Genomic DNA, 19,359 nt, shown 5'->3' on the forward strand with positions numbered 1-19,359 from the left:
GTATTAGGCACGCCGCCAGCGTTCATCCTGAGCCAGGATCAAACTCTCCAATAAAGTTAGTTTGTCTAGCATCTAAAATAAAAATTGACGTTTCACGTTGTTTGTTTCGTTCAGTTTTCAAAGAACTTGTTTGCCGCTCATTTGCGACTTCCTTATGTTAACATCTTCGTTTTTCGATGTCAACTAAGTTTTTTAATTTCTTTTTTCGCTTTCTGCTGTTTCGCATCAGCGACGGTTATTAATATAGCATGTAGAAAAATGAAATGCAACACCCTTTTAAAACTTTTTATAAAAAATAGCCAAGTTTCTCTATTTACGTCATATAATTAATATAATATATATCCATTTTGATTTTCTAACATATAAATCATTGCTATTACAGAACAAGAAGTGACCTGCATTCGGTTCCTCTCTTTACTTTCACTTGGCATGGGGTTGGAAGAGGGGCTGACCGCTTCTATGCATGGATGGATTCTCTCTCCCGCCTAAAAAAGGTTTGTGTAAGTTTTTCAATTTGTATTTATATAGAATATTCTTCTTTACATACAGCCCATCTTCCATCAACACAGTTTTTCTCTACATTTCAATTCGTCTCAACGCGTTTATAACTTCTTATCCATATTCTTTACAAAGATACAATTCACAACTTTATAAGATGAACTTTCTATTGATAGATTGTCATCACCACTACATCGAACAAACTTACAAGGAGGAATATACATATGGACTATACCGATTTACTAATCAAGTTAGGTCTCTCTGCTATTTTAGGATTTGCTATCGGTTTAGAACGTGAATTGAAAAGAAAACCACTTGGTTTAAAAACGTGCTTAGTCATTTCAATTATTAGCTGTCTCCTCACGATTGTTTCTATTAAATCAGCTTATAACTTACCTCATACAGATCATATCAACATGGATCCCCTTCGCCTTGCAGCTCAAATTGTATCTGGAATTGGTTTTTTAGGCGCCGGTGTTATTTTAAGAAGAGGAAATGACAGTATCGCAGGCTTAACTACCGCCGCTATGATTTGGGGAGCTTCCGGTATTGGAATCGCTGTGGGGGCTGGTTTTTATCTTGAAGCAATTTTCGGCATGTGTTTTCTTATGATTAGCGTCGAACTCATTCCATTAACAATGAAAGTTTTAGGTCCTAGGTCACTCCGGCAACGAGATATCGCTGTCAAACTTGTTGTAAGCAATATGAACAATATCCCTATTGTTATTGAAGAAATAAAAGCAATGGACATAAAAGTAAAAAACATGAAACTCAAAACATTAGAAAATGGTTCACACTTTTTACAACTAAAATTGTCTGTCGATCAAAAAAGACATACAGCTGACGTCTATTATGCGCTGCAACATTTAGAGAGTGTACAGCAAACGGAAGTTGAAAGTATGTAGTATTCCTTATGAACTACTGAAAAAACTCTCTTACAAAACAGAGAGTTTTTCTTTTTTTCATAATGGTAACAATGTAGCTATACAAAATGAGGAGGAATATAAGTTTGAAATCACGAGCTAACCTAGTAGATGTATTTCGCGACTCCATTATTTTCCGCTTAATTAGCTTCATTGTTGTACTTATTACTGTTTTTGGTTTTCTAATATATAAATTAGAACCCACTTACTTTTCTACATGGTTTGATGGAATCTGGTGGGCGCTTGTTACAACCTTTACTGTCGGTTACGGTGATTACGTTCCACATACACCTGCAGGAAAACTTACAGGCATGATTCTCATTTTATTAGGCACAGGTTTCTGCTCCTATTATATGGTATTATTCGCTACCGAAATGATTAGTAAGCAATATATGAAAATTAAAGGCGAAGAAGCTGCTTCTTGTCATGGTCATATGATTATTGTCGGCTGGAATGAGCGTGCAAAACAAGTCGTGAGCCAAATGCATGTGTTACAACCAGACCTTGATATCGTACTCATCGATGCAACCCTTTCCTTGCTTCCAAAACCTTTCCATCACTTAGAGTTTATTAAAGGATGTCCACACCATGATCAAACTTTATTAAAAGCAAATATCAAAACAGCCCATACGATTTTAATAACGGCAGATAAAGAAAAAAATGAAAGCTTAGCTGACACACAATCAATTTTAAACATTTTAACTGCTAAAGGACTGAATCCAAATATTCACTGTATCGCTGAACTACTCACTTCTGAACAAGTTCAAAATGCAACTAGAGCGGGAGCGACAGAAATTATAGAAGGAAATAAATTAACAAGCTACGTCTTTACTGCATCTCTTTTATTCCCTTCTATTTCAGGTGTATTATTTACACTTTATAATGAAATCTCGGAAAGTAAATTGCAGCTGATGACTGTTCCTACATCTTATAGCGGAAAAACTTTCGAAGCTTGCAGTAGCCTCCTTTTAAAACAAGGCACCCTACTGCTAGGTGTACAGCGGAATGAACAATATCACATCAATCCCATTCATTCCTTCGTTACTATTGAAAGCGACGTATTTATCGTAATTAAACATTAATGAGATGCTTTTCCAACTCTTTTACTAATGCCTTTCCAATATCAATATATTTTCTTTTTATATTCCCATCTGCATCTTGTGGCTCTGCAAATTGATCTAACCCACTTGCTCCAGCTGCTAATGTATTTACCTGATCATCCAGTTCGTCTTGGTATACATGTGAAAGAAGATACGGTGTATCAAGGCGAACAACTACTCCTGGTACATCCAGCTCTCCTTCAACTGCTGTAAATGGTACTCTTAAAAATTGATACCCATCTTCCTCATCTACTTTATAATCGAAGCATCCTTTGTCGTAATCCCAATTGCCGCCGATACTATAACCAAGCGGTTTTAATACTTCTTCTAATTTAAAAAGGGCATATGTATGGCCTTCTAAATTTGATTGAATTGGAATCAAGCTATTCATCCTTCCTAGACTTTTTCCTTAGCATGCCCGATTCGTATTTGTTCTAATATCGATATATCGGTGATTCGACACAACTTATCGACTATTCAGTAACATTCGACAAGTCTCATCCCAATCTTTCCAATAAAAAAAGCTATCGGGACTATCCCGATAGCTTTCTCCGCTTTTCTTTTATCCAGCTACAGCGGCTAGAACCTTCGGTCATTTCGCTCTCTCGGTCGAAGTAAAAAACACTTCTTCGTCGAGAACTCCAATGCCTTGCGGTTCTTAGCAAGCCGCTTCCGCTTTTCTTTTATCCAGCTACAACGGCTAGAATCTTCGGTCATTTCGCTCTCTCGGTCGAAGTAAAAAACACTTCTTCGTCGAGAACTCCAATGCCTTGCGGTTCTTAGCAAGCCGCTTCCGCTTTTCTTTTATCCAGCTACAACGGCTAGAACCTTCGGTCATTTCGCTCTCTCGGTCGAAGTAAAAAACACTTCTTCGTCGAGAACTCCAATGCCTTGCGGTTCTGAGCAAGCCGCTTCCGCTTTTCTTACTTCAAACGTTCTTCTAATTCTGCTTTTAATTCTTCGAATCCTGGTTTTCCAAGAAGAGCAAACATGTTTTTCTTGTATGCTTCTACACCTGGTTGGTCAAATGGATTTACACCTAATAGGTAACCGCTCATCGCACATGCCTTTTCAAAGAAGTATACAAGGTAACCGAATGTGTATTCATTTAATTCTGGAATGTTTACGATTAAGTTTGGTACCCCGCCATCACTATGAGCTAGTAATGTACCTTCGTATGCTTTTGTGTTTACGAAGTCTACTGTTTCACCAGCAAGGTAGTTCAGACCATCTAAATCGTTCTCATCTAATTCAATTTTTAGTTCATGTGTAGATTTTCCTACTTTAAGAACTGTTTCAAATAAGTCACGACGTCCTTCTTGAATATATTGACCTAATGAATGTAAATCAGTAGAGAAGTTTGCTGAAGATGGGAAAATTCCTTTTTGATCTTTCCCTTCACTTTCGCCAAATAGTTGTTTCCACCACTCAGCAAAATATTGAAGTGCTGGCTCATAGTTAACAAGCATTTCAATCGTTTTTCCTTTATTATATAGAGCATTACGTACAACTGCATATTGGTAAGCAGGGTTTTCTTCCAGCTCAGATTTTGCAAAGTCATCATGTCCGGCAGCTGCACCTTGCATCATCTCTTCAATATTTAAACCACTCACTGCAATTGGTAATAAACCAACTGGTGTTAATACAGAGAAACGACCGCCAACATCATCTGGAATTACGAATGTTTCGTATCCTTCTTCGTCAGCTAATGTTTTTAAAGCACCACGCGCTTTATCAGTTGTTGCATAAATACGTCTACGCGCTTCTTCTTTTCCATATTTCTCTTCTAACAATTTACGGAAAATACGGAATGCAATTGCAGGTTCTGTTGTTGTACCTGATTTGGAAATAACGTTAATGGAGAAATCTTTACCTTCTAATACATCCATTAAATCTTTCATATAAGTGGAGCTAATGTTTTGTCCAACAAATAGCACTTGTGGAGTTTTGCGTTGTTCTTTAGAAAGCGTATTGTAGAAAGAATGGTTTAACATTTCAATTGCTGCACGTGCTCCTAAGTAAGAACCACCAATACCTATAACAAGTAAAATGTCAGAGTCATTTTTAATTTTCTCTGCACTTTTTTGAATGCGAGCAAATTCTTCTTTATCATATTGAAGCGGAAGCTCTACCCACCCAAGGAAATCGTTCCCAGCTCCAGTTTTTTCATGGATTGCATGGTGTGATACTTTTACTGCATCACGTAAATAAGTTAGTTCTTGTTCACTGATGAACGATAACGCTTTAGAATAATCGAACGTCACATGTGTGCTCATTTTTTTCCCTCCAATTATGTATATGTATTTCTGTATTCACTTTAGCGAAACTGGGATTGTAAATCAAGCAATTGGAGAATTGTAAACGTAACCAATATGTATTTTTTAAAAAAAGTTCATTTTTTGCATAAAAATTCGCATTTTTAAGTATAGATGTATATACATCCTGTAATGAATATTTTTTGTGTATAAAAACAACAAAGGAGAGTCATTCTATAAGAGAGTTAAGTTGTAGAAGGCGCACTTCCATTTTCGGATTTCGCTTTATACCCACCAACCTCATATAGGTGGATTCTTACTACTCACGAAAACTAAAGGCTTGCTTATGCTTCAAATTTAAGGAGGGTTACTCAAGATGAGTACTTTACAACGTATTGCTTTAGTATTCACTGTAATTGGTGCCGTCAACTGGGGACTAATTGGATTCTTTCAATTTGATTTAGTAGCAGCTATCTTCGGTGGGCAAAGTTCAGCACTTGCACGAATCATTTACGGTATCGTTGGTATTTCTGGGCTGATTAACCTTGGTTTATTATTTAAACCATCCGAAAATCTCGGAACACACCCAGAAACACGCGAAGTTCGATAATAAGCGAAGCACGGACTTCGCACTTCCCATCCGACATACGAATATGATTGCATGCAATCATATTTGCTAATATATATCATAATAAAATAAAAGAGAATCGCTAATTTAGCGACTCTCTTTTATTTTGTTAACTGTGATTCTTCAATCCACTCTGTTAACTTCTCGCGAAGCGTATTGAATCCTTTATCAGATGGATTTGGTACGATAATTCTTCCTTGCTTACGCTTTGCTGCTTTTAACGATAAACTCATTTTTCTGTGTTCTTCATCAATTGAAAGTACCTTTACTTCTACTATATCTCCAACCTTTAAAAAATCATGAATATCTTTTACATACCCATTTGTAATTTCAGATATATGCACAAGTCCTTGTGTTTCTTGATCCAATGCTACAAATGCACCGTAATCTTGAATTCCAGTTACTTTCCCTTTTACAACCACTCCTGTTGTGTATTGTTCTGACATATGAAACACTCCCATACGTTTACCAGTTTCCCTGCTATTTGCAGGTTGCAGTAAAAGTACCCACCTTAACATTTAAACGCATGTATACGCAAAGTGAGTAACTGCTCATAAATATCCAATTGGTGAAGACTCATTCTCAAGCGGAAAGAAATATCCCACTTGAGAAAAACTTCACTCTATATTAGTAAATTATACCACCAGCTCCCATTTCATTCAAAATTCATGAAAAAGTTTCCTTTAGTAAGTATAATTTTCAAATATTGGGATAGAATACTAACACATGGCTTTCTAGTATTCCCCCCCTTTTATGGACAAAACGTATTCTGTTTTGTCCTTTTTTTATTTTCTACAAATCGTTTCATTCGCTTCATGGCTTCCATTAATTGTTCAAGCGAAGTTGCATATGAACATCGAATAAACCCTTCACCGCTCTCACCAAACACACTTCCAGGTACAACTGCAACTTTTTCTTCTAGCAATAATTGTTCCGCAAATTCTGCTGAGGATAATCCTGTTGAAGAAATCGAAGGAAACACATAGAATGCTCCGCCTGGCACATGACACGTTAAGCCCATTTCATTAAACGATGTCGTCATAAAATTACGGCGCTTTTTATAACTTTCTCTCATTCGAATGACTTCATCATTTCCAAAACGAAGCGCTTCTAATGCTGCAAATTGTGACATCGTTGGTGCGCACATCATTGAATATTGATGAATTTTCAGCATCAACTCTGAAAATTGGACAGGAGCCGCAATCATTCCAAGGCGCCATCCAGTCATCGCAAATCCTTTTGAAAATCCTGAAATTAAAATCGTATGATCACGCATATTTTTAATGCTCGCAAAACTCGTATAAGCCTCGTCATATACAAGCTCCGCATAAATTTCATCAGATAATACAATGAGATTATACTTTTCAACGATTACTGCTAACTTTTCTAATTCAGACTTGTTTAAAAGTGCTCCTGTTGGATTATTTGGAGAACAAAGTAAAATTGCTTTTGTTTTTGTTGTAATCGCTGCTTCAATTTGCTCCGGCTGTACTTTAAATGCATTCTCTAATGAAGTTGCTACCGGAACTGGCACTCCTCCAGCTAATGTAACAAGTGGGCCATATGATACAAAGCTCGGTTCAATGATGATCACTTCATCGCCAGGATTTACAATAGCGCGCATCGCAACATCTAACGCTTGGCTCGCTCCAACTGTAACAATAATTTCTTCATCTGCATTATAGGAAACATGAAATTGCTTTTGAAGATACTTTGCTATTTCTTGACGTAATTCCAATAATCCTGCATTCGCAGTATATGCTGTGTATCCTTCTTCTAACGAACGAATACATGCCTGTCTCACATGCCATGGTGTAACAAAATCCGGCTCTCCCACCCCTAGTGAAATAACACCTTTCATACCTGCCGCTAAGTCAAAAAACTTACGGATACCGGATGGTTGTAAAGATTCTGCTGCTCTTGATAGTTCAAACTGCTTCATGGTGCCACCACAATCCGTTTATCATCATCAGTTTTGTCATAAATAAGTCCCTCATGTTTATATTTTTTCAAAATAAAATGTGTTGTTGTTGACACAACTGATTCAATTGTTGCTAACTTTTCAGAAACAAAACTTGCCACTTCACTCATACTTTTTCCTTCCAACGTAATAGAAAGGTCGTATGTCCCTGACATTAAATAAACCGATTTCACTTCTGAATAACGGTAAATTTGTTCTGCAACAGAATCAAAGCCAACACCGTGCTTCGGTGTAACTTTCACATCAATCATAGCTGTTAAACCGCTATGTTCTTTTACTTTTGTCCAATCTATATGTGTAACATAATCAACAATGATTTTTTCTCTTTCTAATTTCTCAACCATTTCTTTTACTGCTTCTACTTTTATATTTAACATTTTTGCTAAAGTTTCTACGGATAAACGACTACTTTTTTCAAGACAAGCTAATAATTCTAATTCTTTTTCAGTCACCATATTCTTCATCCTTCCTTTTGTTTGTTTTTAAATTATACAGACACCTTTTTATGTTTGAAAAGAAGATTTTTTTAGAGAATTATGTGAAAATGAAAAAGAAAGGGGCGGAAACCGTGAAACCAAAAGTATATATCGCTGAACGCGTTCCAAAATTTGTAGAAACATATCTCTCCGAGCATTGTGAATATGAAAAATGGGATAGTAGTGAAAAGATTCCTCGTGAAGTTCTATTAGAAAAAATAAAAGATAAACATGGCTTGCTTAACTTTGGGACAAAAATCGACGAAGAGTTATTGCGAGCAGCTCCTCACTTAAAAATTGTGAGCAACATTTCTGTTGGCTATGATAACTTTGATTTAGAAGCGATGCAGGGCAGAAACGTGATTGGAACAAATACTCCATATGTATTAGATGATACAGTGGCCGATCTTGTTTTCGCTCTTATGCTATCAGCCGGACGACGCGTATGTGAGCTTGATTCTTATGTAAAAGACGGTAATTGGAATGCCGAAATTACAAAAAAGCACTTCGGACTGGATGTACATCATAGTACAATTGGGATTATTGGAATGGGGCGAATTGGAGAAGCTGTTGCCAAGCGCGCAAAATTTGGATTTGATATGAATGTCCTTTATTATAATCGGCGTCGTAAGGAAGAGGCCGAACAAAAATTTGATGCCGCGTACTGTGATTTACACACACTACTAAAGCAATCTGATTTCATTGTTCTTTTAACACCATTAACAGAAGAAACATATCAGCTCATTGGAGAAAAGGAATTTTCATTAATGAAAGAAACAGCTATTTTCATTAATGCTTCCCGCGGGAAAACAGTTGATGAACCTGCATTAATCGACGCACTGAAACAAAAGAAAATCTTTGCAGCAGGTATCGATACATTTACACAGGAACCGGTCGAAAAAGATAATCCGTTATTATCTTTAACAAACGTCGTTACGCTGCCGCACATCGGATCTGCGACATTAAAGACAAGACACCAAATGGCAATGACTGCTGCAGAAAATTTAGTTGCAGGGTTACAAGGAAAAACACCGCCTAATATTGTACGAGGATAACACTTAGCACTGAAAAAGGTAGGATGGACCCCATCTTGCCTTTTTTTGTTAACATAAATCTTTTTCTACTAGGAGATGATATGAAAAAAATCAATGGAGTGAAAGAAAATGAAACATGAGCTAGAGCATCCCTACTTCACTTTTTCCACTCGCGGCACTACTGTTCATTACGAATTGTATGAACACCAGAGTAATGAGGAAAAACCAACTTTTGTACTCGTTCACGGTTTTCTCTCATCCTCATTTAGTTACCGACGACTTATCCCACTGCTTGCAAAAGAAGGAACGGTTGTCGCACTTGATTTACCACCGTTCGGAAAAAGTGATAAGTCCAACCAATTTATATATTCCTATCATAATTTAGCAACTATAATTATCGATTTAATGGAACACTTAGCACTCCAAAACATTGTGCTAGTCGGTCATTCAATGGGCGGACAAATCTCACTCTATGTGAATCGCATACGTCCTGATTTAATTACAAAAACAATCTTACTATGTAGCTCAAGCTACTTAACACGAGCAAAGTTTCCGCTCATCTACTCTTCCTATTTACCGTTCTTTCATTTATACGTAAAAAATTGGATTATAAGAAGAGGCATCGTTCATAATTTAATGAATGTCGTTCATGACCACTCTTTAATTGATGATGAAATGATGGAAGGGTACGCTGCTCCCTTTTATGATAACCGCATTTTCCCTGCTTTAACGCGAATGATCCGGGACCGAGAAGGAGATTTATCATCAGCTGAATTACGAAAGATCGAGACCCCAACCTTACTCATTTGGGGTGAAAAAGACCGCGTTGTTCCTGTTCATGTCGGGCACCGGCTACACAAAGACTTGCCAAACTCTACATTTATTTCATACGAAAATACAGGACACTTGCTACCAGAGGAAAAGCCAGAACATGTATATGAAGAAATCATAGCATTTTCAGCACAATAGTATTCATATACACATCAGCGCTTTTTAAAATATATCGGCGCTTCGACACAACATATCAACCATTCTAAAAGGTACGATATAAAGTGAAACTTTATTCAGTGGAAGGTCTTCATCCCCGATCTAATTTCTTTGCTTTCGCTGAATTTTGAGGTGGGAGTGCTACTGCCAGTTAATGCGGGATAAACTTCCTACTAAAAAAGCTGTCGGAACTTCCGACAGCCTACAATGAACAACTTCCGCCTTCTTTTAATACGAGTAATTCCTGTGCTAATTTCTCGCATTTTTCAATAGCGGGTACTTCTTCAAACGACATAAAATAAATATGCTGTATTTTTTTTGCAATATATTTCGGATCGTCAAACGCACTTACCACGTACACAACATCGCTTGCTTCTGTTTCATAAAATTCCGGTCCCATTTGAAAAGGATCCCAATTCTTCACCATTTCCACCATCTTTTCATATGCGCCCATCTACTTCCCGCCTTTTCCTATTTTTCACTCTTTTCTTTATCGTATCACATCAGCTATTCTAGAAGAAGGGAGGAACTTTCACAAAATTATAGATTCAAGTAGAAGGGAGCAAAAAAGATGCAGCAATTTCATAAAACTGTAAACCGCCGGGGAACACATAGTGTAAAGTGGGATACATATAAGAATGAAGAATTGTTACACGCATGGATTGCAGATATGGATTTCCCTATTCCACAGCCAATTCAATCTGCACTGCAAAAACGCCTTGGGCATCCTATTTTCGGATATACAATGCCACCTGAAGAAATAACAGATATTATTTGTCGTTGGACAAAAAGTGCATACAATTGGGATATAAAAGAAGAATGGATTGTATTTAGTTCAGGTATCGTTCCTGCTCTTAGCACTAGTGTACAGGCTTTCACAACTGAAAATGATACCGTACTTGTACAACCACCTATTTATCCCCCATTCTTTGACATGGTCACAAAAAATAACCGTCATGTATGGGAAAGTCCATTACTTTTACAGGGCGGCACATACACAATGGATTTTGAACATTTGGAAACACAGTTTCAGCAAGGTGTAAAACTTATGTTTCTTTGTAGTCCACACAACCCGGTTGGTCGCGTTTGGACAAAAGACGAGCTTACAAAACTCGGCACGCTATGTGAACAATATAATGTAACCGTTATCTCAGATGAAATTCATGCAGACCTTATTTTCTCAGGTCATACACACACGCCATTTGCTTCATTGTCAAAACAATTAGCAGCGCGTACAATCACTTGCATGGCGCCAAGTAAAACATTTAATATCGCAGGCTTACAGGCATCTATTATTATTATTCCTGACAAAAAACTTCGAAATGCCTTTACAGCTGTGCAACACCGTCAAGGCTTTCATGGGTTAAATACATTTGCTTATGTAGCAATGCAAAGCGCCTATACAGAGTGTAACGATTGGCTAGCAGAAATGCGTTTATATATAGAAGAAAATGCCCGATTTGCTTGTGAATTTATCAAGCAGCATATCCCTACCCTTTCCGTTATTCAATCAGAAGGTACTTTTTTACTATGGGTCGACTGTTCTCGCCTTGACCTATCTCAAAAAGAACGAACAAAACAGCTTGAAGAAAACGGGAAAATTATCGTTGAACCAGGTGAAAAATACGGAGCAGGTGGAGAACAACATATTCGGATTAACATCGGCTGTTCAAGAAGACAACTTGAAGAAATACTACATAGACTTAAGTGTGCATTTTCATAATTAACTGAAAAAAGCTACCCTTTCAAAGGTAGCTTCTACTTTTTCTTAGCGGCTGCCTTTTCTACAATGACGCCACAAGCAATTCGATTCCCTGAATTTCCAGCAGGTTGCGTCATACCATCATCAGGCTTTTCCGTAATAATGATAGACGCACCATCTTTTCGATGCAGCGTTGTTTTCCCTTCTTGAAGTGATACATTAGGCGCTTCAATCTCCGCCTTAATCTTTCCTGTATCATCCGCAATAACATTCGGCAAATCACCATTCTCTGCACCTTTTGGATTCATAAGTCCATGTTTCTTTTTCTTCTCTAAATTAAAATGATTACCAGCTGATATAAAACGTGGTGCTTTACACTCTCCAATTTCATGAATATGTAATCCATGTACACCTGGCGAAAATCCTTCTGCCTTAATGGATATTTTCACACCACTTGTTTGCTGCTTCACTTTTGCTGTTCCAACTTTATCACCAGAAGCATTATATAATTTCACATCGATTTCTTTCGGATTTCCTTTATCACAACCTGCCATAAGAAACAGCAAACAACACCCGAATAAAAGCTGCTTTTTCATCACAATTCCCTCCAGAATACATTCTGCCCTTAGATTGTCCGAGCATAGAGGGAAACATACAAAAACGAATTAGTGTTTCTTTTCCGCTAACAGCTTTCGCTCCACTTTCTCCAAACGTTCCGCCTCTCTCTTTGATACGCGAATAAACATGCGCCATGTTGCAATCGCACCGATTATAAATAAAACACAAACAATCCCTGGAATAATATATTCTGTTTTATCTTCTGGAAAATATAAAGGCATCATGAAGATCACTCCTCCCTACAAGTTTAACGTCCCAATTTTTTATTCTTCCAATCGAGTTTACTCTATTCAGTAAATCCCACGGCAAAAATACATCTATACCTGTGAATTCATCGAAGCAAACGATACATACCTTCATCCTTTCGATTCCTCAGAATTTTCTGTTATATCATTTCGAATTATAACATTTCTCTGATCACAATCACACCTAACTTCTCAAAATCATTCTCCAGCAAATGATTTCTTTGACTCTATTCCCCACTTTCCTTACTATAAAATTGAGGTGAAAAATATGAGCGAAACATTCCAAATTGGTGATATCGTTACTGGTATCTATAAAACAGGAAAGTATATCGGTGAAATTACAAACAGCCGTCCTGGAAGTTACGTTGTGAAAGTGTTAGCTGTTTTAAAACATCCGACGCAAGGTGATTTACATAATGTAAAACAAGCGGATGTTCCATTTTTCCATGAAAGACGCGCTTTAGCATTCAGGGAGCAAACAAATATCCCGCAGCAAATGGTGAAAAAATACGAGGGCGATATTCCGGATTATAAAGAATCCTTACAATCCGCACTAGAAGCACAAATGAATGAATTCTCAGAAGATGATGGTCCGTTTGCGAGGCGTAGTTTGCAGGCACTCCAGCAGTTAAAACAAGATTACAAGCTGTAAAAAAACAAAACGACCAAATTACACAGTTTGTAATTTGGTCGCTATTGTGTACTCACTTTCTTTAACACCTTTGAAAAATCGATGAGCTCACCTAAAGTCGGGGGAGATGGCTTTACTAAATATTCTTTATCCTTTTCAACCAGTTTAAAAATATTATAGGTCGTTATCGCATCATCAAGCGCGCAATGATGCTTTCCTGTTCCTACTTTCCCATACGCTTCAATCGCTTTCCATAATCCAGTTTGATTCCGTTCGCCAAAGAAACGTTTATACTCGAGTGATAAATCTCGGCATTGCCCCGAAAAAGGAAACTCGGCACCTATGGCCTCACAATTATGCTTCAATACTTTCATATCCATATTGCCCCACGTTACAATTGTTGTTTGACAACGTTTTTCATATTGTACAAGTTTCTCGACAAGTTCCAAAAAAGAAATTCCTCCGTCTACCGCTTCCTGATTAATTCCTAAAAATTTTTTACACCGCTCTGTTAAGCATGAAAAAGTTTCCGGTCGTACATACGATGAATACGTATCTTCCACTACACAATCAACAACTGATACGAGTCCTACCTCAATAATTTCTGGAAAAAACCCCTTTGGTTTCTTCCTATTTTGAGGCATCGTGAACTCAAAATCCAAAAATAAAAATTGTTGTCCATCCATACGATCCCTTCCTTATCATTCTGTCTACTTTGTACTCCTACACGAACAGGCTCGAATGCTATTACATAAGATACATTCAGATTGATGTATCTTATGTATATGTCAAATAACCACAAATATTTTTAAAAAGAAGAAAAATTCATTTGTACAGAAAATATGACAAAACAAACCCTTTCATTTACATCCGACATTTTTCTACTTTATAATGGCTTTAAGTGTGTTTCTTCCAGAAATTTATGACACACTAAGAAAAGTTACCCGAAAGGAGATGGAATTTTTGCACGAAACAACGCAAGAAATCGCTAACTGGCAATATTACTTTGCAATCGCAGTCTTTCTAATTACATATGCCATTATCATTTCAGAAAAAATTAACCGTGCTGTTATCGCACTTCTCGGTGCAGCACTTATGGTCATCTTTGGTGTCGTCGACTTGCACAACGCTTTTACAAAACATATTGAATGGGGAACCATCACGCTACTGATCGGTATGATGATATTAGTAAACATTACAAGTAAATCAGGCGTATTCCAATATGTTGCAATTAAAGCCGCTAAACAAGCACAAGGAAATCCAATTAAAATCTTAATTTCTCTTTCTTTGCTTACCGCGCTCGGTTCCGCATTTCTAGATAACGTAACAACTGTACTTCTTGTTGTTCCCGTTACTTTATCTATTACGCGTATTTTACAAGTAAATCCTGTTCCATATTTACTTTCCGAAATTATTTTTTCAAATATTGGGGGAACTGCAACATTAATTGGTGACCCACCAAACATTATGATTGGTTCTGCAAACAAGCATTTAGATTTTAATGCTTTCTTATTCAACTTAGCCCCAATCGTACTAATTATTATCGCTGTTACCGCGACAATGATTTACTTTATGTACCGCAAGCAGTTAATTGCTGACCCTATACAAATTAAAAAACTAATGAGCTTAGACGAAAAACAATACATTAAAGATGCTGTACTAATGAAAAAATCTTTAACTGTACTTGGACTTACAATCCTCGGTTTTATGACTCATTCTATTTTCCACATTGACGCCGCAGTAATCGCATTAACAGGTGCTACTGTACTTATGCTAATCGGTGTAAAAGAGCATGAAATTGAAGAAGTATTCGCTCACGTAGAGTGGATTACAATTTTCTTCTTTGCCGGTCTATTCGTACTCGTTGGTGGACTTATTGATATCGGACTTATCAAAATGTTAGCCCAAAAAGTAATCGGTTTAACAGGTGGAGATGTTTCTTACGCATCCATCCTTATTTTATGGGTATCCGGCATTGCTTCAGCAACAATCGATAACATTCCGTTCGTTGCAACAATGATTCCACTTATTAACGATATGGCAGTCGGTCTTGGTCTATCACCTTCTGATGCACAAATCGATGTATTATGGTGGTCATTAGCATTAGGAGCCTGTCTAGGTGGAAACGGAACATTAATCGGTGCTTCCGCTAACGTAATCGTTGCTGGAATCGCAAGCCGTGAAGGACACCGATTTAGCTACGTGGACTTCTTAAAAGTTGGTTTCCCAATTATGATCGTTTCATTAATTGTTTCTCACATTTATATTTATCTGCGTTACTTAATGTAGGTATAAAAAGCGGGAGTGGTTCGCTTAGAATATGAAGGGGATGGAACTTCTTCCGCCGAGGCGCTCTTTGCCTCGGCGGAAGAAGCGAAGCCACCGAACATTCTAGCCACTGGAGCTGGATTTCATAAAAAGCGGAAGTGGCTCGCTTAGAATCACTATCCAAAAAAGGCTATCGCTAGATGCGATAGCCTTTTCCCTTTCTATTTTCCATCATATATCGGCGGTTCGAAACAACATATCGACCGTTCGACAATATGCAACATGATTATTCATAATAAATTCTAATATTTCGTTGGCTCATTTCGAATCAAAAACAAGTGAATCGGAAGAAAAATAGAACATGTTATCACATGGATGACTGTAAATAATATTGCGTTCGTACCATAACGATCCAAAATGGCGTATACTAAGTAAATCGACAGAACAAGTACTACAACACTTGCTAAAAGGCTTATGATTGGAATGAAGTTCAAAATAAAACAAGCAACGTATATACCGAATACTTTCCATCCAGCCCCTTCTTTCAAAAAGTCAGGTAACTTCTCCCTTGCCAAATCCCCCCATACTTTACTATTTAAAAATGGAATAAAAGCAAGAATGCCATCTTCAGCACCATCATTTTTTGCCATTGTATAGAGTGCAAATGCAGTTAACAAATACGCAATAAATGCCCAGATTAAAATAATAACAATAGCAACAAAACTAAGAGCAAAAAAACCCGCTAATATACTTTGATCTTCCATCGCTCCCTCTCCTTTCTACTGTCATCGGATTTCTTATATCCATTTCATATCACTTCTTTATATAATATGAACAAAGACCATGAAAGGAGAACAATTTTATGCACCCATTTGTAAAAGCCTTACAGCAACAGTTTATCGCACATCAAAATCATGAAAAAGCAGAACCAATGGCTCGTTATATGAAAAATCATTTCCCATTTCTCGGTATTCAAACACCGGAAAGAAGAAAGCTATTACGTGAAGTCATACAAGTACATAAACTTCCAGACAAAGAGGACTTTCAAACCGTCATCCGTGGACTTTGGGATTTACCAGAACGCGAATTCCAAGCCGCCGCTCTCGATCTATTACAGAAATATAAAAAGCATCTCGATAAAACTCACATCCCGTTCTTAGAAGAACTCATTATAACGAAATCATGGTGGGATTCCGTTGATGGCATTGTTCCTACTTCCCTAGGAAGCATTTTTTTGAAACATCCAGAAGCCATTCAAACATACATCCCGAAATGGATTGCTTCAGAAAATATATGGTTACAGCGCTCCGCAATCTTATTTCAACTAAAATATAAAGAACAAATGGATGAAAAACTTCTCTTCTCAATCATTGGACAACTCAAATCTTCAAAAGAATTTTTCATCCAAAAAGCAATCGGCTGGGTACTTCGTGAATACGCAAAAACAAGCCCAGAGGTTGTATGGGAATATGTTCAAAATCATGAACTTGCTCCTCTAAGCAAACGTGAAGCAATTAAACATATTCGCTCTACTATGAGCACCTCTTCAGATTGAACTACCCCCACCTTCACTTCATTTAGAGGAAGGGGGTCTTCTCGGTTAAAATGATAAAGAATAGTAAAATAGGCGAAACTCTATCATATATATCCATCTTGATTTTCCAACATAGCAGTCCCTGCCATGAAAACAAAAGAAGATATCCACTTATTTTCTCCTTTTGTTTTCACTTGGTAAGGGGCTAAAAAAGTCACTGTCCGCTTCTAGCCATGGGCGGACGCTCTCTCCCATCTAAAAAAGAAAGGTTTTCTATCCTTTTTTCAATTTGTATTTATACAGATACAATCGTTCCTCTATTGTGATTTAAAAAGGAACATGATAGAATATGGTCATTATTATAAAATATAGTAGCGATGACAGACTTATAAGTACTTGCACAAAAAGCGATTCAGGGATAGTGAAAGCCTGAAAAAGCAAGGAAACGGCAGTCTCGAGCAATACGTGATAAAGTGGTTGTGTGTTTACGCACACATCAACTAGGGTGGAACCGCGGGTATACAAGCTCGTCCCTAGGCAAAAATGCCTAGAGACGAGCTTTTTTGTATTTCAAGGCGCAAGCGGCTTGCTTGAGAAATTGCCATTCAACAAGTACATCCAGTCATCGCCAATACGTTAACTTTTAAAAGGAGGATTTTATTATGTATTCAATGGAACAAGTTGTAAACTTAGCGAAGCATCGCGGTTTTGTTTTCCCTGGTTCTGAAATTTATGGTGGTCTTGCAAACACTTGGGATTACGGTCCACTTGGTATCGAATTAAAAAATAACGTTAAAAAAGCTTGGTGGAAAAAATTCATTCAAGAATCTCCATACAACGTTGGTTTAGACGCAGCGATTTTAATGAACCCAAAAACTTGGGTAGCTTCTGGTCATGTTGGTAACTTTAACGATCCAATGATTGACTGTAAAAAATGTAAAGCGCGTCACCGTGCTGATAAATTAATTGAAGATGCTTTAGATGCAAAAGGCATCGAAATGATCGTTGATGGTCTTACTCTCGATCAAATGGCTGGATTAATGAAAGAACATGAAGTAAAATGCCCAGATTGCGGTAGCGAAGACTTCACTGAAATCCGTCAGTTCAACTTAATGTTTAAAACATTCCAAGGTGTTACAGAATCTAGCACAAACGAAATCTTCCTTCGCCCTGAAACAGCACAAGGTATTTTCGTAAACTTCAAAAACGTACAACGCTCTATGCGTAAAAAACTTCCATTTGGTATTGGCCAAATCGGTAAAAGTTTCCGTAACGAAATTACACCTGGTAACTTCACATTCCGTACACGTGAATTCGAACAAATGGAGCTTGAATTCTTCTGTAAACCTGGTGAAGATTTAGAGTGGTTCACATTCTGGCGTAACACTTGTAAAAACTGGTTACTATCACTTGGTATGCACGAAGAAAGCATGCGTCTTCGTGACCACGGTGAGGAAGAGTTATCTCACTACAGTAACGCAACAACAGATATCGAATTTAAATTCCCATTCGGCTGGGGCGAACTTTGGGGCGTTGCATCTCGTACAGACTTCGACTTAAAACGTCACATGGAACATTCTAACGAGGACTTTAACTATATCGATCCACAAACGAACGAACGTTACGTACCATACTGCATCGAGCCATCTCTTGGCGCAGACCGCGTAACATTAGCATTCTTATGTGATGCATACGAAGAGGAACAATTAGAAAACGACTCTCGTACAGTTCTTCGTTTCCACCCTGCTTTAGCACCATACAAAGCAGCAATCTTACCACTATCTAAAAAGCTATCTGAAGGCGCTGGGGAAGTGTTCGCAGAACTAGCAAAAGACTTCGTGGTAGACTTTGACGAAACTGGTTCTATCGGTAAACGTTACCGTCGTCAAGACGAAATCGGTACACCATTCTGTATCACTTATGACTTCGACTCAGTTGAAGACAAAGCAGTTACAGTACGTGACCGTGACACAATGGAGCAAGTTCGTATGCCAATTAGCGAACTAAAAGGCTTCTTAGAGAAGAAAATCCAGTTCTAATGATAGAAAGGCTGCCTCTGGGCAGCCTCTTTTATTGCTCACGCTTCTCTTTAATTGCAACTGTACATCTTGAAATGCAAAGTAAATCATCATTTTCATCAATGATGCGCACATCCCAAACCATTGTTGTTTGTCCTTTATGAATCGGCGTACCGATTGCTGTTACGATTCCATCGCGTTTCGCGCGAATATGATTCGCATTTATTTCAAGACCAAAACAAATACACTTTTCTTGATCAATTAAATTATAGGAGCCTACGCTCGCTACAGTTTCTGCTAATGCAACTGATGCGCCACCATGTAAAAAACCAAATGGTTGATGTGTGCGTCCATCTACTGGCATAGTTGCTACTACTTTTTCTTCTGTCATTTCTAACAGCTCAATCCCAAGTGCATCCATTAATGTTTTCGACATACTACTTCCTCCTTTTTCTTGTTTA

At 37.6% G+C, this 19,359-nt stretch carries 22 protein-coding genes and 1 pseudogene; 11 read left to right on the top strand and 12 right to left on the bottom strand.

Going from position 1 to position 19,359, the window contains the following annotated elements; all coding sequences use genetic code 11:
* The first annotated feature begins 722 nt into the window (after positions 1-722).
* Both ORL93_RS20670 and ORL93_RS20675 read left to right on the top strand, forming a co-directional pair.
* Positions 723-1,403, top strand: a complete 681-nt coding sequence (locus ORL93_RS20670) for an MgtC/SapB family protein (RefSeq protein WP_003201638.1) — start codon at positions 723-725, stop codon at positions 1,401-1,403.
* A gap of 104 nt (positions 1,404-1,507) precedes the next feature.
* Positions 1,508-2,503 carry a potassium channel family protein gene (locus ORL93_RS20675; protein WP_097794074.1) on the top strand — a complete coding sequence of 332 codons (996 nt, stop codon included), beginning with the start codon at positions 1,508-1,510 and terminating at the stop codon, positions 2,501-2,503.
* On the opposite strand, the gene ORL93_RS20680 is transcribed toward ORL93_RS20675, so the two are convergent.
* Both ORL93_RS20680 and ORL93_RS20685 read right to left on the bottom strand, forming a co-directional pair.
* On the bottom strand, positions 2,493-2,903 hold the full coding sequence (locus tag ORL93_RS20680; RefSeq protein ID WP_018782835.1) for a YugN-like family protein: 411 nt from the start codon (positions 2,901-2,903) through the stop codon (positions 2,493-2,495). The two genes, ORL93_RS20675 and ORL93_RS20680, sit on opposite strands and share 11 nt — an antisense overlap.
* A 541-nt stretch (positions 2,904-3,444) precedes the next feature.
* Positions 3,445-4,797 (bottom strand): glucose-6-phosphate isomerase, encoded by a 1,353-nt coding sequence (locus ORL93_RS20685; RefSeq protein WP_003201635.1) that lies wholly within the window; start codon positions 4,795-4,797, stop codon positions 3,445-3,447.
* A gap of 355 nt (positions 4,798-5,152) precedes the next feature.
* Between ORL93_RS20685 and ORL93_RS20690 the strand changes: the two genes are divergently transcribed.
* Positions 5,153-5,386, top strand: coding sequence for a DUF378 domain-containing protein (locus ORL93_RS20690; RefSeq protein ID WP_003201633.1), 234 nt, complete (start codon positions 5,153-5,155; stop codon positions 5,384-5,386).
* 119 nt (positions 5,387-5,505) lie between these two features.
* Here the strand turns inward: ORL93_RS20690 and yugI are convergent, their stop codons facing one another.
* The 3 genes from yugI to ORL93_RS20705 all read right to left on the bottom strand — a co-directional run bounded on the left by yugI (position 5,506) and on the right by ORL93_RS20705 (position 7,840).
* Complete coding sequence (gene yugI, locus ORL93_RS20695; protein ID WP_018767503.1) at positions 5,506-5,850, bottom strand: S1 domain-containing post-transcriptional regulator GSP13; 345 nt, start codon at positions 5,848-5,850, stop codon at positions 5,506-5,508.
* 305 nt (positions 5,851-6,155) lie between these two features.
* Positions 6,156-7,346, bottom strand: coding sequence for an aminotransferase (locus tag ORL93_RS20700; RefSeq protein WP_097794075.1), 1,191 nt, complete (start codon positions 7,344-7,346; stop codon positions 6,156-6,158).
* A complete protein-coding gene (locus tag ORL93_RS20705; RefSeq protein WP_003201624.1) occupies positions 7,343-7,840 on the bottom strand; it encodes an Lrp/AsnC family transcriptional regulator in 498 nt (165 codons plus the stop codon). Before ORL93_RS20705 ends, ORL93_RS20700 begins: the two co-directional genes overlap by 4 nt.
* Before the next feature lie 83 nt (positions 7,841-7,923).
* Between ORL93_RS20705 and ORL93_RS20710 the strand changes: the two genes are divergently transcribed.
* Together ORL93_RS20710 and ORL93_RS20715 are read left to right on the top strand one after the other, a co-directional pair.
* Positions 7,924-8,916, top strand: a complete 993-nt coding sequence (locus ORL93_RS20710; RefSeq protein WP_097794076.1) for a 2-hydroxyacid dehydrogenase — start codon at positions 7,924-7,926, stop codon at positions 8,914-8,916.
* Between the two features lie 108 nt (positions 8,917-9,024).
* Complete coding sequence (locus ORL93_RS20715) at positions 9,025-9,864, top strand: alpha/beta fold hydrolase (RefSeq protein WP_006096364.1); 840 nt, start codon at positions 9,025-9,027, stop codon at positions 9,862-9,864.
* Positions 9,865-10,084: 220 nt separating this feature from the next.
* Here ORL93_RS20715 and ORL93_RS20720 read toward each other — a convergent pair whose 3' ends face one another.
* Positions 10,085-10,336 carry a DUF1871 family protein gene (locus tag ORL93_RS20720; protein ID WP_003201618.1) on the bottom strand — a complete coding sequence of 84 codons (252 nt, stop codon included), beginning with the start codon at positions 10,334-10,336 and terminating at the stop codon, positions 10,085-10,087.
* A 117-nt stretch (positions 10,337-10,453) separates the two neighbouring features.
* Between ORL93_RS20720 and ORL93_RS20725 the strand changes: the two genes are divergently transcribed.
* Entirely contained in the window at positions 10,454-11,605 is a 1,152-nt protein-coding gene (locus ORL93_RS20725; RefSeq protein ID WP_265959433.1) for a MalY/PatB family protein, read from the top strand.
* 35 nt (positions 11,606-11,640) lie between these two features.
* Here the strand turns inward: ORL93_RS20725 and ORL93_RS20730 are convergent, their stop codons facing one another.
* The 3 genes and pseudogenes from ORL93_RS20730 to ORL93_RS20740 all read right to left on the bottom strand — a co-directional run.
* Positions 11,641-12,180 (bottom strand): superoxide dismutase family protein, encoded by a 540-nt coding sequence (locus tag ORL93_RS20730; RefSeq protein ID WP_018767499.1) that lies wholly within the window; start codon positions 12,178-12,180, stop codon positions 11,641-11,643.
* 69 nt (positions 12,181-12,249) lie between these two features.
* Positions 12,250-12,426 (bottom strand): hypothetical protein, encoded by a 177-nt coding sequence (locus tag ORL93_RS20735; protein ID WP_003201612.1) that lies wholly within the window; start codon positions 12,424-12,426, stop codon positions 12,250-12,252.
* A pseudogene (locus ORL93_RS20740) lies at positions 12,425-12,562 on the bottom strand (ThiJ/PfpI family protein); the annotation flags it as partial. The pseudogene ORL93_RS20740 and the gene ORL93_RS20735, both read right to left, overlap by 2 nt.
* A 153-nt stretch (positions 12,563-12,715) precedes the next feature.
* Between ORL93_RS20740 and kapB the strand changes: the two are divergent.
* Positions 12,716-13,099 (top strand): kinase-associated lipoprotein KapB, encoded by a 384-nt coding sequence (kapB, locus tag ORL93_RS20745; protein WP_018767498.1) that lies wholly within the window; start codon positions 12,716-12,718, stop codon positions 13,097-13,099.
* A 41-nt stretch (positions 13,100-13,140) separates the two neighbouring features.
* On the opposite strand, the gene kapD is transcribed toward kapB, so the two are convergent.
* Positions 13,141-13,764, bottom strand: a complete 624-nt coding sequence (kapD, locus tag ORL93_RS20750; RefSeq protein ID WP_003201608.1) for a 3'-5' exonuclease KapD — start codon at positions 13,762-13,764, stop codon at positions 13,141-13,143.
* Positions 13,765-14,041: 277 nt separating this feature from the next.
* Here kapD and ORL93_RS20755 point away from each other — a divergent pair, with 277 nt between their 5' ends.
* Together ORL93_RS20755 and ORL93_RS20760 are read left to right on the top strand one after the other, a co-directional pair.
* Positions 14,042-15,367, top strand: coding sequence for an ArsB/NhaD family transporter (locus ORL93_RS20755; protein ID WP_018767497.1), 1,326 nt, complete (start codon positions 14,042-14,044; stop codon positions 15,365-15,367).
* A gap of 15 nt (positions 15,368-15,382) precedes the next feature.
* Positions 15,383-15,517, top strand: coding sequence for a hypothetical protein (locus ORL93_RS20760; protein WP_018767496.1), 135 nt, complete (start codon positions 15,383-15,385; stop codon positions 15,515-15,517).
* 131 nt (positions 15,518-15,648) lie between these two features.
* Here the strand turns inward: ORL93_RS20760 and ORL93_RS20765 are convergent, their stop codons facing one another.
* Positions 15,649-16,110: a hypothetical protein gene (locus ORL93_RS20765; protein WP_018767495.1), complete on the bottom strand. Its 462-nt coding sequence runs from the start codon at positions 16,108-16,110 to the stop codon at positions 15,649-15,651.
* Between the two features lie 98 nt (positions 16,111-16,208).
* Here ORL93_RS20765 and ORL93_RS20770 point away from each other — a divergent pair, with 98 nt between their 5' ends.
* Complete coding sequence (locus ORL93_RS20770) at positions 16,209-16,901, top strand: DNA alkylation repair protein (protein WP_018767494.1); 693 nt, start codon at positions 16,209-16,211, stop codon at positions 16,899-16,901.
* A gap of 641 nt (positions 16,902-17,542) precedes the next feature.
* A complete protein-coding gene (locus ORL93_RS20775) occupies positions 17,543-18,919 on the top strand; it encodes a glycine--tRNA ligase (protein WP_265959434.1) in 1,377 nt (458 codons plus the stop codon).
* 31 nt (positions 18,920-18,950) lie between these two features.
* Here ORL93_RS20775 and ORL93_RS20780 read toward each other — a convergent pair whose 3' ends face one another.
* Positions 18,951-19,334 carry a hotdog fold thioesterase gene (locus ORL93_RS20780; protein WP_006096373.1) on the bottom strand — a complete coding sequence of 128 codons (384 nt, stop codon included), beginning with the start codon at positions 19,332-19,334 and terminating at the stop codon, positions 18,951-18,953.
* Positions 19,335-19,359: the final 25 nt, after the last annotated feature.

Origin of the sequence: Bacillus sp. DHT2 (assembly GCF_026241455.1) — a bacterium.
In the GTDB taxonomy this organism is placed as follows: domain Bacteria; phylum Bacillota; class Bacilli; order Bacillales; family Bacillaceae_G; genus Bacillus_A; species Bacillus_A pseudomycoides.

Coding starts and splice junctions, on each gene's coding strand:
- ORL93_RS20670 (WP_003201638.1), top strand. CDS start 723: ATGGACTATACCGATTTACTAATCAAGTTAGGTCTCTCTGCTATTTTA.
- ORL93_RS20685 (WP_003201635.1), bottom strand. CDS start 4,797: ATGAGCACACATGTGACGTTCGATTATTCTAAAGCGTTATCGTTCATC.
- ORL93_RS20715 (WP_006096364.1), top strand. CDS start 9,025: ATGAAACATGAGCTAGAGCATCCCTACTTCACTTTTTCCACTCGCGGC.
- ORL93_RS20700 (WP_097794075.1), bottom strand. CDS start 7,346: ATGAAGCAGTTTGAACTATCAAGAGCAGCAGAATCTTTACAACCATCC.
- ORL93_RS20775 (WP_265959434.1), top strand. CDS start 17,543: ATGTATTCAATGGAACAAGTTGTAAACTTAGCGAAGCATCGCGGTTTT.
- ORL93_RS20705 (WP_003201624.1), bottom strand. CDS start 7,840: ATGGTGACTGAAAAAGAATTAGAATTATTAGCTTGTCTTGAAAAAAGT.
- kapD (WP_003201608.1), bottom strand. CDS start 13,764: ATGGATGGACAACAATTTTTATTTTTGGATTTTGAGTTCACGATGCCT.
- ORL93_RS20735 (WP_003201612.1), bottom strand. CDS start 12,426: ATGATGCCTTTATATTTTCCAGAAGATAAAACAGAATATATTATTCCA.
- ORL93_RS20690 (WP_003201633.1), top strand. CDS start 5,153: ATGAGTACTTTACAACGTATTGCTTTAGTATTCACTGTAATTGGTGCC.
- ORL93_RS20730 (WP_018767499.1), bottom strand. CDS start 12,180: ATGAAAAAGCAGCTTTTATTCGGGTGTTGTTTGCTGTTTCTTATGGCA.
- ORL93_RS20770 (WP_018767494.1), top strand. CDS start 16,209: ATGCACCCATTTGTAAAAGCCTTACAGCAACAGTTTATCGCACATCAA.
- ORL93_RS20720 (WP_003201618.1), bottom strand. CDS start 10,336: ATGGGCGCATATGAAAAGATGGTGGAAATGGTGAAGAATTGGGATCCT.
- ORL93_RS20725 (WP_265959433.1), top strand. CDS start 10,454: ATGCAGCAATTTCATAAAACTGTAAACCGCCGGGGAACACATAGTGTA.
- ORL93_RS20765 (WP_018767495.1), bottom strand. CDS start 16,110: ATGGAAGATCAAAGTATATTAGCGGGTTTTTTTGCTCTTAGTTTTGTT.
- ORL93_RS20780 (WP_006096373.1), bottom strand. CDS start 19,334: ATGTCGAAAACATTAATGGATGCACTTGGGATTGAGCTGTTAGAAATG.
- kapB (WP_018767498.1), top strand. CDS start 12,716: ATGAGCGAAACATTCCAAATTGGTGATATCGTTACTGGTATCTATAAA.
- yugI (WP_018767503.1), bottom strand. CDS start 5,850: ATGTCAGAACAATACACAACAGGAGTGGTTGTAAAAGGGAAAGTAACT.